Here is a 12,816-nt window from a genome sequence, read left to right on the forward strand (position 1 = left end):
GACGTACAACGATGCCCACGTGGCCAATGCCACTACCGTGACCGCTGCTGGCTTAGTGATTACGGCCATTACCGGTAATAAGAGCTCGGTTGCGGGTGACTATGTATTAGATGCCACGAGCAAAACCGTTGCGGGCACCATTACTCAACTTGGTAGCACGACTTATGTTGGCTCTTCGGGTGGAAACTGGTCTGTTGCAGGTAACTGGACAAATGGCGCAATGCCAATTGGCAATGACGTAGCTACTGTATATATACCTTCTGGGGTTATCGTTAAGTACGATAGTGCGGTGGTTGATCCAGTACAAAGCACAATCTATAACCAAGGATCGATTCAATTTTCAAATATCACTAACTTTATTGCACCAGTAGTTGGATCTGGTTCTATTACCCAATCCGGTACTGGCGCATTAAAGATTAGTGGCAACAACATATCAATGACTGGTAACGTTTTGCTTGCTAGCGGCTCTAGCCTAATTCTGGATAATAAAAATGCCCTAGGCTTGGGCAAGGTCATTTCTGATAACGGATATCTAGGTGTATCTTCCGGAATTCGCTTGCCTAGTTTGAGTGTGGTTGGCCCAGTTAAACTCACTAGCGACATCACTACCCTTGGCGCGCAAAATTACGCGGGCTCAGTTCTGGTGGCTACTGGAGATGCATCCAATCCAATTACTTTGACCACAACCAATGCTGATATTAGCTTTGGCGGCACATTAAATACGGAAGGAGCTAACCGCTCCTTAACCCTCAATGCCGGATCTGGTCAGGTTACCTTTAATGGCAAGGTGGGAGATATTTCATACACCTATGGTCAATACCGCCAATCTGGAAAAGCGCCTAATATTGCTGTTTTGGATGTAGCTGCTAGCAAGATCTTCATTAATGCTGATGTGCAGACAGTCGATGCACAGATTTATCGTGGCCCAGTGGTGATTGGTGATAACGGCTCTAATGGTCGCGTTCGAAGCTTGCTTTCTGTTGATCCAAGCATTACCTTTACAAGTACTGTGGATGATGCAATCGCCAATACCCATACCTTATTGGCCTACGCAGCTTCATTTAACTCCGCTAAGCCAACCATCACATTCGATGGGGCAGTTGGCTCTACCGCTCCATTATTTGCTATGGACGTCGTAGTAGGCCTTCAAGATATGACCTTGCTCTCTAAAGTAGGCTCTATTAACGTTGATCTGGCCCAGTATTTTGGTGACGTTACGATTGCCGGCGATGTAAGTACGATGAGCAATCAAACCTATACCGCTAGCAAGATTGCCTTGGGTGGAAGCCAAGGATCTGGTATTTTAAATTTCACGTCAGCTCAGGGCAAGATTATTTTTAATACCAGAAATTCAGCCCCTGGCGGCTTTGTAGTAAAAGATGGCGCTTTACTGACTCAGGTTAATCTGAATGTTCTGAATGATGATTCTGTGGCTGGTTTTGCTGGATTGCCAGGCGGGGTAGCTGGCCGGCTCAATAAGTCTGCTGAAACTGGTAGATTCGCTAAAATCGGTGGTAATCGTGATTCTGCCGGTGAATTGCATGCTAGCTTGACGGGTAATAACAATTTTCAAATTGCAAATATTGGAAGTGATGCTGGAGGCGTTACGGTGAGCTCTCCACAGGGAGCTGAAGTGTGTAGCTCTCAGCAAGATTCCCAAGGGTGCACATATTAATAGAGTAGTGATTAAACAGCTATCAGCTTGATGAATAGAACAATGAAAAAAAGTACCGCCACATTTAAGTTTGCAATTGCATCTCAATTGCTATTTTTATCTCTTGCCGTTCAAAATGCGCAGGCTCAGGTCGATGCTGGCGCATTGCAACAAAACTTAGAAAAGCAACTGCCTCTGCCATCACCTCTTGCATTGCCAGAGCCAGGCAAAGAAAAAGCTCCCCAGTTGAGCACCCCTAAAGAAGGGGAGGCTACTTTTGTGCTTGCCGCATTTGCATTAGAAGGGGTCAACATTCTGCCCGATGCGCAGGTTCAAGAAGTGCTAAAGCCTTACGTCGGCATTTCTATTACCTTTGCTGATTTAGAAAAAGCCTGTGATGCCATTACTGCGTTATATCGTCAGCATGGGTACTCAGTTCAAGCCGTGGTTTTACCCCAAAGTATTGCCAAAACCGGGGGCACTGTGAAGCTGCGTATTACCGAAGCAAAATTGAGCAGTGTGGTTGTTAAAACTCCTAATGGCCCCAGTCGCTTTGGTGCTGAAAGGGTGGAGAAATACGTTACCAATGCTAACCCCATTGGTGAAAATTTAAATCTCAATAGTATTGAGCGTGTACTGATTATTTTGAATGAAACTCCCGGAGTGATGGTGAGTAGCCAATTAGAAGCTGGCAAGAATCCTGGAGAGACTGATCTGAATGTGAATTTGCAAGACGCCCCGTTGTTTCAGGGCAGGGTGGGACTCAATAACTACGGTAGCCGCACAACGGGTGCTAATCAAGCGACTGCTGCCTTGGGCCTAAACAACCTGACAGGTATTGGTGATCAGGCGGCGCTCAATGGAATTAGTTCAGAAGGGTCGCAGTACGTTCAAGGCGCTTATTCTTTCCCAGGCTCGACCGATGGTTTGCGCTTAGGGGTATCGGGCACCTTTTTGCAGTATAAAAATGTGAGTAGCTATGCCAGTCCCAATGGTAACAACGGTGATGCCTGGACCACCGGATTTAGCGCTGCCTATCCATTGGTTCGAACCCAGGGCTCTAACCTTAACGCTACCTTGGGATATGACATCAAGAGCTATACCAATAGGTTCATGGCAACGAACACAACCAATAGTGCTTACAACATTCGCAATGTGGTCGCTGGATTATCAGGAAACATCTATGACGGCTTTGGTGGTGGCGCCATCAATGATGGCTCAGTGTCGATGACTTTCGGTTCCCTCGATATTTTGTCCACCAGTATTGGAGGCTACGGTACTTATACGCCTTCTGCGTTTACCAAGTTCAATTTTTCAGGAAGCCGGAATCAATCTTTGGATGCTGAGGGCCTAACCTCTTTGTATATGGCTGTGTCTGGGCAGTTTGCTAGCGTGGAGCTCAATTCTGCTGAGCAATTTTATTTAGGCGGCCCTTATGGAGTCAGAGCCTATCCAGTAGCTCAAGGTGGTGGCGCGCAAGGTGGACTAGGGACAGTAGAGCTGCGTCATAAATTGCCTGAAAATCTGACGATTTCAGGGTTCTTTGATGCCGGTATCGTCCAGCAATACAAGAACAATATGATCGCCTACAACACTTTTAAGGGTCAATCAAACGCTAACAATACCTATTCTTTGATGGGAGCAGGTCTGGGCCTTAAATGGAGTTATGACCACTGGGATATTAACGGTTCAATTGCTTGGATGGTCGGCAAAAATCCGCTCTATACCTATGCTGGTAATCCTGTGAACAATGATGGTTTAGCTACTCAGCCTCGTGGTTGGATTAACGCCAGCTATTCGTTTTAATCCACGGTAGGGCCGATTTTTAATTGGGTCCTTTGCGCATAGTTGGAGTTATGTTATTCAGACTTCTTTTTGGCTGAACCATGACCCTGGTGTTGGCTTAATGGTTCCTCACAATGGTGAATTATTTCACCTGTCTCATAATCAGTAATCTTTTCAAAATAGCGGTCCTTGTCACGATCAATGATTCTAGCTCTGTGAACAATCTTTTCAAGGCTGTGACTATGCTCAGGAATGCTTAAATCTTCAATGTAAGGTCGCCTCTCTCCAGGCCTTTTGGCCTTCATTCCAACGCCATCTCTGGCATTAACTTTCTCAATAATTTCGACGTGAATGGTTTTTGCACTACTCCCACAGGTTGGGCATAGTGAGCCTGCTAAATTTTCTAAAAATAGATTATTACAACTGGAGCAGGTAATCATATTTACGATCCGCTTAATAATTATCGGGAAACCGATGCCATCGAGAAGTGGTCAACCAGAATTGGGAGGACATCATTTGCCCTTTGCCCAGCGACAGCAAGACATACGTGATCGATAGAGCGCCTCCAGGTGACCCCAGTCCTTGGATTAAATAGGCCAATGTAGTTGAATGTTAGCGATCTGTTTGAGTAGGCAAGAGCTGTGTAAATAAGAAGCTGTCTTAAATCAGATATGCGAAACGCCCGATCACCAGCTTTGATTTCGTATAGACAGTTGTCAACTATTACATCTCCCTCGCATGCAGAGATTAGACCGCATCCGACAAATGCAGGTTGGATGGTAAGGCTACCCTTGTTAGGGAAAAAGTGGAGTAATCTGAAGGCTAGAAATGTAGATTCACGTATACAGTTTTCATCAAATTCAGAAATAGTATTTTTAGCATCAGATATAAATCTGTTTACATATCCTATTGCCTCTTCGATTGATTCAGAAATTGCTTTTTGGACGTTCGTTCTATCGGGTGTAATTTTTGAGTGCCGGATCCTGGAAAAGGCTCTAAAGGCAACCTCATTTACCGCACCGCGCATTTTTTTTGAGGCCCTTTGGTTTAATGGTGAAGATATTCTAGTGGTCAGCATATTTTCCATGTGCCAATATCCATCGCTTAAAGGGGTAACGGTGCGCCAAGTTGATGTGTACCCTGATGCAAATTGATGCTCTGAGATCATATTGGTAGCTTCCAGCCAGTACCTTTTTTACTCTTCATCTCGCCAATCCACTGCATTACCAACTGGTCAAAGTTATTCTGCTCCTTCTTTATGGATTCACGCCAATGCTTGCCTTCGTCACCAAGCATATAAGAGGCAATCATGAGCGCTCTTTTTTCCCACGCCGTTACAGTGGAAAAGGTTGTTCTGCAATTTGAAACCCAGTGATCTGCTGATCTATTAGCCATCAAGAGGATGATATCTCGCTTAATCATCATGCTGGAGGACTGTTTATAGAGGTTTGCAAGAAGCAATTCCATTTCCTCTGAAAAATCTGTTGAAAGTACTTTGAGCGCAAAGGCTAAATTTGCTGGAACTTGGGTAATGTAGGAGTTGGATGTAATTAGCTCTCTTAGGGATTTAAACAGTAACTCCTTTACCGTTGGATCTAAATTCGGAAGCAAAAATCTACAAAGTTGCATAACCGATGGAAATATTGGGTAGAGAAGATCAAGACTTGCAAGCATTGATCTAATTGCATCATTTTGTTGATTTGGATTTAGGAGTTTTATTGCCCCAACTAGACGTCTTGTAAGGCCTTCATCAATCCGACTTTTAGCTAATTCTCTTCCAAGCATGCCGACAATATCAAATTTACTGAGCTCCGAAGCTAGGGCCTTATAGTCCTCTTCGGCAGTTGGAGAGTATGGGTCAAAATGTATTCTTAGTCTTCGAAAGGTTCGTGCTCTTTCGTCTTCGGGGGATTCATTTTCAGGGGGCTCGGAAAAATCAGACGTTGCCAAATATTCGGCTGCTGTCATAACGCGAGTTTTTGCCTTTTGTAATGAAAGTCCTTCATTGGTTAACAGTAACTTTGTTAGGGTTATTAGTGAGGATTGCGCTTCTTCGCGAGACTTTGAAAATATGACAAAATCATCCACAAACCTACAAAATTTTATATTTTCACTAATTAATAGTCGGTCTACTCGATTTAAGAGAATTTCACTTAACAGGCGAGCGGCGGCACCCCCTACTGGGAGTCCGTAAGATGGGCCATCGGAAATTGCCTTTATTAATGCCATAATTCTGCGTGAGATCTCAGGCTGGTTTACAGCAGCCATATTCAAGGCATTTTCTAATCGATGATGGTAAATTCGCGGGTAGAAGTCTGAAATGTCACAGCGCAATACAAATGGATAATTTTCTGTTGTTGCTTTTATTGTTTCTTGAAATTGATGCCACCCGATGCCTTTGTTAAAAATTGTTCCTATAGGCTCGTCTGGCATAAAGCGGTATGAGAATACGGTTGTTGTATTTACCCGCTTTTTTTCTATGTCTGGCCCAATTTCAATGATGAGACCAAGCAAATATGCATTCCATAGCGGGTCAATTTGGGTGCCGAGTCGGAAACCGCTATAGCCAACCGCTGCGAGCTCCTTGGATGTTAGAACTGGTATCTTTGAAATAGCTCCTTCAAAATCTCTATCAATTTCTCGCAATACGCCAAGAACTTCATTAGGCTTGTCATGGAATAAATGATTTTCTATTGGAAAGGGAAAGATGTCCGTATCGCCATGTGTATAAATGTTTTTAATGGCCAATATAAGAGAGAGGTCTGAAACTAATGGCATATCTTTACCCTGTTGAATTTAATTTTCTTTGGGATTCAGTTAATCGCAAAACTGTACAAGTTAACTTAGTTTTAAATTGAGTCAATATACATATTACCCTTAGGATCTACTTTTAAATTTAATGACTAGTTATCCCTGTTATTCCCTGTTCCAAAATATTTATTTTGGCTTCTATACTGGAAAACAATAGGGTGGTTATTGGTTTTCTGAAAAATTGGGCTCATTTCTACCCAAATACCCTGTAAATTTCCCTGTAATCAGGGTAGGATGCTGAGACAATACGGGTGGAGACTACGGCCACCGCCAGCCAGTCTCTATATTTCGGACGTACTGAGATAGTTACGAACAGGCCCCACGGTACGCGGGGCTTTTTTGTTTTTAGATTCTCGTCGGTTGGTTTGGTTAATTTAAGGGCGGCCTATTCGGCTGCTTTCGGCCAGTAACGGTCGGAGTATTAAAAATTTTTGCGCAGGTATTTTTAATTTCCCTTAAGCAATATACATCTGTTTTTCAAGTAAAGGTAAGAGAGGCAAAGCCTCCCTTATTAATGCAAAGTTATTGCCGTATAAACTAAAACAAGTCTGCGTTCATGACCTTAGTCCAGGCGGCAACAAAGTCATTCACAAACTTCTCCTTATTGTCGTCTTGTGCGTAGACTTCTGCGTAGGCGCGCAAGATAGAGTTAGAGCCAAACACCAGATCAACTCGAGTAGCAGTCCATTTCGTGTCGCCTGTATTGCGCTCAACAATGTCGTAGCTATTTCTGCCGGTAGGTTTCCACTGGTAATTCATATCAGTTAGATTGACGAAAAAGTCATTGCTTAATGCGCCCTCTCTTTTTGTAAATACCCCGTGTTTCATTCCACCATAGTTTGTGCCAATTACACGCATGCCTCCTACCAGCGCAGTCATCTCTTGGGCGGTGAGTTCCATCAACTGCGTACGGTCTAGGAGCATTTCTTCTGGCATCACAACATAGTTTTCTTTTAACCAATTGCGATAGCCGTCTGCGAGTGGTTCAAGAACTTCAAATGACTCTACATCTGTCATTTCTTGAGTAGCATCACCACGGCCAGGAGTAAATGGTAACTTGACGTCAAATCCTCCAGCTTTGGCAGCCTGTTCAATGCCGATATTGCCACCCAGTACGATGGTGTCAGCAATGCTAATGTCGGATTCTTTGGCAATTTTTTCATAGACCGACAGTATTTTTGCCAAACGCTCAGGCTCGTTTCCGGCCCAGTCTTTTTGAGGTGCCAAACGAATGCGTGCACCATTAGCGCCGCCGCGTTTATCTGAGCCGCGATAAGTGCGAGCGCTATCCCAAGCGGTGGTCACTAGATCGCTGATGGATAGACCGCTGGCTTTGATCTTGGTTTTAACGGCCTCAATGCCATAGTCTTTTGAGCCAGCTGGTACTGGGTCTTGCCAGATTAAATCTTCCTGAGGTACATCTGGGCCGAAGTATCTCGCTTTTGGCCCCATGTCGCGATGGGTTAACTTAAACCAAGCCCTAGCAAACGTTTCCGAGAAATAAGCCTGATCCTTGTGGAACTTCTCTGAGATTTTGCGATATTCAGGATCCATCTTCATTGCCATGTCTGCATCTGTCATCATTGGCATAAGGCGAATGGTGGCATCCTCAACATCTACCGGCTTATCCTCTTCTTTGATGTTGACGGGCTCATACTGCCACGCACCCGCCGGGCTCCTGGTCAGCCTCCATTCGTAATTCAGTAACAAACGGAAGTAGCCGTTATCCCACTGGGTTGGATGTGTTGTCCAAGCGCCTTCAATGCCGCTGGTTACGGTATCTCTGCCAATGCCACGATTCTTGTGATTCATCCAGCCAAGACCCTGCTCATCAATCGGAGCTCCTTCTGGCGCTGGCCCAAGATTGGCCGCATTGCCGTTGCCGTGCGCTTTGCCAACGGTATGGCCGCCTGCAGTTAGGGCAACAGTCTCTTCGTCGTTCATGGCCATCCGAGCAAACGTTACTCGAATGTCATGAGCCGTTTTTAATGGATCAGGATTGCCATCTACGCCTTCTGGATTTACATAGATCAAGCCCATCATGACGGCGGCAAGAGGATTGGCTAAATCTCGCTCACCAGAGTAGCGGCTGCCTTCGCCACCACTTTTTTGGAGCCACTCTTTTTCAGAGCCCCAAGAGATATCTTTTTCTGGGTGCCAAATATCTTCACGACCAAAGGAGAAGCCAAATGTTTTGAGACCCATGGATTCATAGGCAATAGTACCAGCCAAGATCATCAGATCGGCCCAACTGACTTTATTGCCGTATTTCTTTTTGAGGGGCCATAAGAGGCGACGGGCTTTATCTAAGTTGGTGTTATCGGGCCAAGAATTAAGTGGCGCAAAGCGTTGGTTGCCTGTGCCGGCGCCACCGCGACCATCAGCAATGCGATAGCTACCTGCAGAGTGCCAAGCCATACGAATCATCAGGCCGCCGTAGTGACCCCAATCTGCTGGCCACCAATCTTGGCTATTGAGTAGTAGCTCCTTCATATCATACTTAAGTGCACTTACATCGAGCTTTTTTAATTCATCTCGGTAGTTAAATGATGGACCCATGGGGTTTGTCTTGGCATCTTGCTGATGCAGAATATCGAGATTCAGTGATTTTGGCCACCATGCCATAGGGGTGTTACTTGATTCGGTATTGGCGCCGTGAGCAACTGGGCACATTCCTTGTGATGTCATTTAGATCTCCTTGTAGGTAAATCATTTGTGGTTTTTCAACCTTGACCAGTTCAGATTAACTGATAAAGCAATTGTTTGTATTTATTGGGTATGGTTACCTATTCGCCAGCCATGAATGCGATCAGAATATTCATGCTTCGCCTGCTTTGGGAGTGTGCTCTAGGTTCGAAATTCTTGTCAACTCCCTTTCATATTGATTTTTAAGGAAGTACAAGCCTTCTGCTATCCCAGCTGATCGGTTTTGAATTGTCATTTTTAACTCTCTTCGTGTTGTGTGTTTCGATAGGTTTATGTTGATCCTTCGCCATTGATCTGTCTAATGAATTAATATAAACTTATTAATCTATTAAATCGATAAAAAAATTCAATTGATTTTTGGTGGTCCATGCTAATCCAGGGAATTAGGAGTGAAGATGATTATTTGTTAGAACTTAACGTTAAAGCCTGCTTTGGGTCGAGAAGTGGCCGATTGCCTGAATCGATCCCAAAGTCTCAAATCGGCCATTAAGAGACGCCATTAACTTTATAGGTTTAATAAATTAGAACTCATACTCCACCTGCATCCGAATTGTGTTCTTTGGAGATGCCGTAGTTGTTCCCCAAAGGTAGGCAAAGTTATAGACAAGCGCCTCTTTTCGTCCTAGTTTTGTTTTCCCAAATATGGCTGGACCAACACTGGTTTGCTGCTGTTGATTGGTATTCCAGCTATTAAGCTGCCCAAGCCAGGAAAACAATTGCGCTCCCAGCTCAAGCTCGGGTTGTAATCGGTACTTTAACTGCCCTTGGTAGCCAAAATAGGTGCCCTGATTTTCAGTGCCAGTGTAATGACCTTGCATGAGTAGATTTAGGTTTGCCTGCCACTTATTCCAATCCTTTTGCAGTAAAAAGCCGTACTTAGCTTCGTAACCCTCATTACGATTTTGTGGGCGCTCCAGTTCAAGCAAGAATCCCACATCTACAAAATATTTCCCCGTCTCGGTGAGTTGGAATTTATTTTCCCACTCGATAGCGTCAAATTGTGAGTTATTACCATCCCAAGTATTTTTTCCATAGATCTCAGTAAACCACCAAGAAGTCACCCCATATCCAAAACCAATGGAGGCGCCTGATTGTCTCGGGTCTCCAGCAGTTCTTGGGGTTTGAGTCCCAAACTTCGTATCGATCTCTCTTTCTCCCTCTTCTACTCTAGGGCTATAGATGTAGTCAGCGGGCCCACTGAGATATTCGGCTGCATGTGTAACTGTGGCAGTTAATAAAAAGATGGATGCTCCGACCCACTTAAGAAAGGCAAAGACAATCCATTTCATTTCACAATAACCACGCCTTGAGCCGTCTCAGGGCTAAACTCACCTTCAAACTTGTAGAGTCCTGGTGAGAGTGGGCCAATATAAAAAGAGGCACTACCGTTAGCTTTAATGAGCACCTCACGATTAAGTTCGTGACTTTCAAATTCTTCTGGGGTGTCATCTAAGTTCTGAATGACCAGTCTTACTTTGGTGTCAGCGGGGATCTCAATTTGAGAGGGTGAGAAGCGCCCCTTTTGAATCTTGATTGTAATTTCTGACGGATTAGCGCTTGCCAAGGTAGCAACCCCAACCATTAGGCAAAATAGTGCATTAGCAACGGTGTTTTTCATAAAATGAGATTTTTATCAAATAATAATGATTCTCATTATATACATTATTGAGAATGGATCTCATTTGATAAAAAGAGTGCAAATATAGCTTATTAGTCTGCTTAGGGTATGTTGGCAAATGGACTAGGCATCCTCGGCCCTGGTTCGATTCCGCCCCGGGTCACCATCAGTCTATTGTGGGTCGTTAGCAGTCGTTTGGGTTAACAGACATATCATCCACTGCTCTGCGCATAATTGGAGGGTATGTAAATTTCCCTGTAAGCAGGGTGGGTTGCTGAGATAATATGGGTGATGACTAGGTTCACCGCTAGCCAGATTCTGTATCTGTAGATACGGAGAAGATATTTACAAGCCCCGCCATGACGTGGGGCTTTTTTATTCCAAAGGAGCATGACTGTTGCAATCGAGCCGCCAAGTACTTCATGATGTTTTTGGCTTTGATCAATTTCGGGGCGCCCAAGAGTCTATTGTTGAGCATGTAGTCGCAGGTGGGGATGCTTTGGTTCTCATGCCCACCGGCGCTGGCAAGTCGCTGTGCTATCAGATTCCCTCACTAGTTCGCCGCGGTGTAGGGGTAGTGGTTTCGCCCTTAATAGCGCTGATGCAAGATCAGGTTGATGCCTTAACCCAGCTGGGTGTGAAGGCTTCTTTTCTAAATTCTAGCCTGGATGCGGCCGCATCACAAAAGGTGATCAGTCAATTATTAGCCGGAGATCTAGACTTGATCTACGTAGCGCCAGAACGTCTGATGAGTAATAGCTTTCTATCAATGCTCGATAGTCTCAATGCTGGTCCTGGCATTGCATTATTCGCTATTGATGAGGCGCACTGCGTTTCACAATGGGGTCATGATTTCCGCCCAGAATATCGCCAGTTAACTGTGTTGCACGAACGATTTCCAAAGGTGCCTCGTATCGCCTTAACGGCCACTGCGGATGCGCCAACCAGAGCGGAAATTGTGGAGCGTCTTTCGCTGGAATCTGCTGAGCAGTTTGTCTCTAGCTTCGATCGTCCCAATATTAAGTATCGAGTTCTGCAAAAGCAGAGTGCTAAACAACAGTTAGAGCACTTTTTAAATGCCGAACATTCCAATGACTCAGGAATTATTTATTGTCTATCGCGTCGCAGTGTAGAGGAGACTGCGCAATGGTTAAAAGACCGCGGGTGGGATGCCATGCCGTATCACGCAGGTTTAAGTGTGGAAACGCGAAGCGCCAATCAAAAACGTTTCTTGCGTGAAGAGGGCGTCATCATGGTTGCCACCGTAGCGTTTGGTATGGGTATTGATAAGCCCAATGTCCGCTTTGTGGCTCATCTCGATCTACCCAAAAGCATGGAGGGCTATTACCAAGAAACTGGCCGAGCAGGGCGTGATGGCTTGCCTGCAAATGCTTGGATGACCTACGGATTTGGTGACGTGGTGAGCTTGCGGCAAATGGTAGATTCTGGTGAGGCTTCTGAAGATCGTAAACGGGTAGAGCGCCAAAAGCTGAATGCCTTGCTGGGTTATTGTGAGTCCACAACCTGCCGTCATCAAACGATCTTGCGTTATTTTGGTGAGGCGCATGCTGGTGGCTGCGGTAATTGCGATAACTGCCTAGAACCAGTGGCGACTTGGAATGCTACGCAGGAAGTACAAAAAGCATTGTCATGCGTGTATCGCACAGGCCAGCGTTTTGGTGTGACGCACTTAATTGATGTGCTGTTGGGTAAAGTGACTCCTAGGGTGAGGCAATATTTTCATGAGCAAGTGAGTACATTTGGCATTGGTGCGGAACTCAATCAGGCGCAGTGGAATAGCATCTATCGTCAATTGGTAGCGGGTGGATATTTAGACGCTGATATTGAATTACATGGTGGTTTAAAGTTGGTGGATGACGTTGCCTTACCCGTATTACGCGGAGAGCAAGAAGTTTGGCTACGAAAAGAAACAGGCTATTCCAAGAGCAATGCTACGAAGTCAGGAGCAAAGAAAAGCTCCACACATCCCTTTAGTAATATTAAGGATGAAAACTTATGGGAAGCGCTTAAGGCCAAGCGTACTGAGCTCGCCCGCGAGCAAGGGGTGCCACCCTATGTGATTTTTCATGACAGTACTTTGCTGGAGATGGTCAAATTTGCGCCAGCCACCTTAGAGCAATTTAGTCGTATTGGTGGGGTCGGGCAAGCCAAGTTGGAGCGTTATGGAGAGCACTTTCTTGAAGTCATTCGGGAAGGCCTAGAGAGCCCGTCTTAACCGCTA

At 45.0% G+C, this 12,816-nt stretch carries 10 protein-coding genes; 3 read left to right on the forward strand and 7 right to left on the reverse strand.

All coding sequences use genetic code 11. The annotated features are described in order from the left end of the window. Together FD960_RS02790 and FD960_RS02795 are read left to right on the forward strand one after the other, a co-directional pair. The coding region (locus FD960_RS02790) for a hypothetical protein (RefSeq protein WP_215299724.1) at positions 1-1,675 on the forward strand (1,675 nt) is incomplete at its 5' end. Between the two features lie 42 nt (positions 1,676-1,717). After that, positions 1,718-3,460 (forward strand): ShlB/FhaC/HecB family hemolysin secretion/activation protein, encoded by a 1,743-nt coding sequence (locus tag FD960_RS02795; protein WP_215299726.1) that lies wholly within the window; start codon positions 1,718-1,720, stop codon positions 3,458-3,460. Positions 3,461-3,513: 53 nt separating this feature from the next. Here the strand turns inward: FD960_RS02795 and FD960_RS02800 are convergent, their stop codons facing one another. The 7 genes from FD960_RS02800 to FD960_RS02825 form a co-directional block, all read right to left on the reverse strand. After that, the gene (locus FD960_RS02800) at positions 3,514-3,879 is read right to left on the reverse strand and encodes a hypothetical protein (protein ID WP_215299728.1); all 366 of its coding nucleotides are present in this window, start codon (positions 3,877-3,879) and stop codon (positions 3,514-3,516) included. Between the two features lie 20 nt (positions 3,880-3,899). After that, a complete protein-coding gene (locus tag FD960_RS02805; protein WP_215299730.1) occupies positions 3,900-4,526 on the reverse strand; it encodes a hypothetical protein in 627 nt (208 codons plus the stop codon). 77 nt (positions 4,527-4,603) lie between these two features. Then, positions 4,604-6,217, reverse strand: coding sequence for an RNA-directed DNA polymerase (locus tag FD960_RS02810; RefSeq protein WP_215299731.1), 1,614 nt, complete (start codon positions 6,215-6,217; stop codon positions 4,604-4,606). A 570-nt stretch (positions 6,218-6,787) separates the two neighbouring features. Continuing rightward, a complete protein-coding gene (gene katG / locus FD960_RS02815; RefSeq protein ID WP_215299732.1) occupies positions 6,788-8,938 on the reverse strand; it encodes a catalase/peroxidase HPI in 2,151 nt (716 codons plus the stop codon). Between the two features lie 130 nt (positions 8,939-9,068). Then, positions 9,069-9,191: a hypothetical protein gene (locus FD960_RS10510; protein WP_256441754.1), complete on the reverse strand. Its 123-nt coding sequence runs from the start codon at positions 9,189-9,191 to the stop codon at positions 9,069-9,071. Between the two features lie 286 nt (positions 9,192-9,477). Next, positions 9,478-10,245 (reverse strand): hypothetical protein, encoded by a 768-nt coding sequence (locus FD960_RS02820; protein ID WP_215299733.1) that lies wholly within the window; start codon positions 10,243-10,245, stop codon positions 9,478-9,480. Beyond that, complete coding sequence (locus tag FD960_RS02825; RefSeq protein ID WP_215299734.1) at positions 10,242-10,574, reverse strand: cupredoxin domain-containing protein; 333 nt, start codon at positions 10,572-10,574, stop codon at positions 10,242-10,244. The genes FD960_RS02820 and FD960_RS02825 overlap by 4 nt, the downstream gene beginning before the upstream one ends. Before the next feature lie 397 nt (positions 10,575-10,971). Here FD960_RS02825 and recQ point away from each other — a divergent pair, with 397 nt between their 5' ends. Beyond that, positions 10,972-12,810: a DNA helicase RecQ gene (gene recQ, locus FD960_RS02830; protein ID WP_215299735.1), complete on the forward strand. Its 1,839-nt coding sequence runs from the start codon at positions 10,972-10,974 to the stop codon at positions 12,808-12,810. Positions 12,811-12,816 lie beyond the last annotated feature (6 nt).

It is taken from the genome of Polynucleobacter sp. AP-Nino-20-G2, assembly GCF_018688235.1.
Taxonomy (GTDB): Bacteria; Pseudomonadota; Gammaproteobacteria; order Burkholderiales; family Burkholderiaceae; genus Polynucleobacter.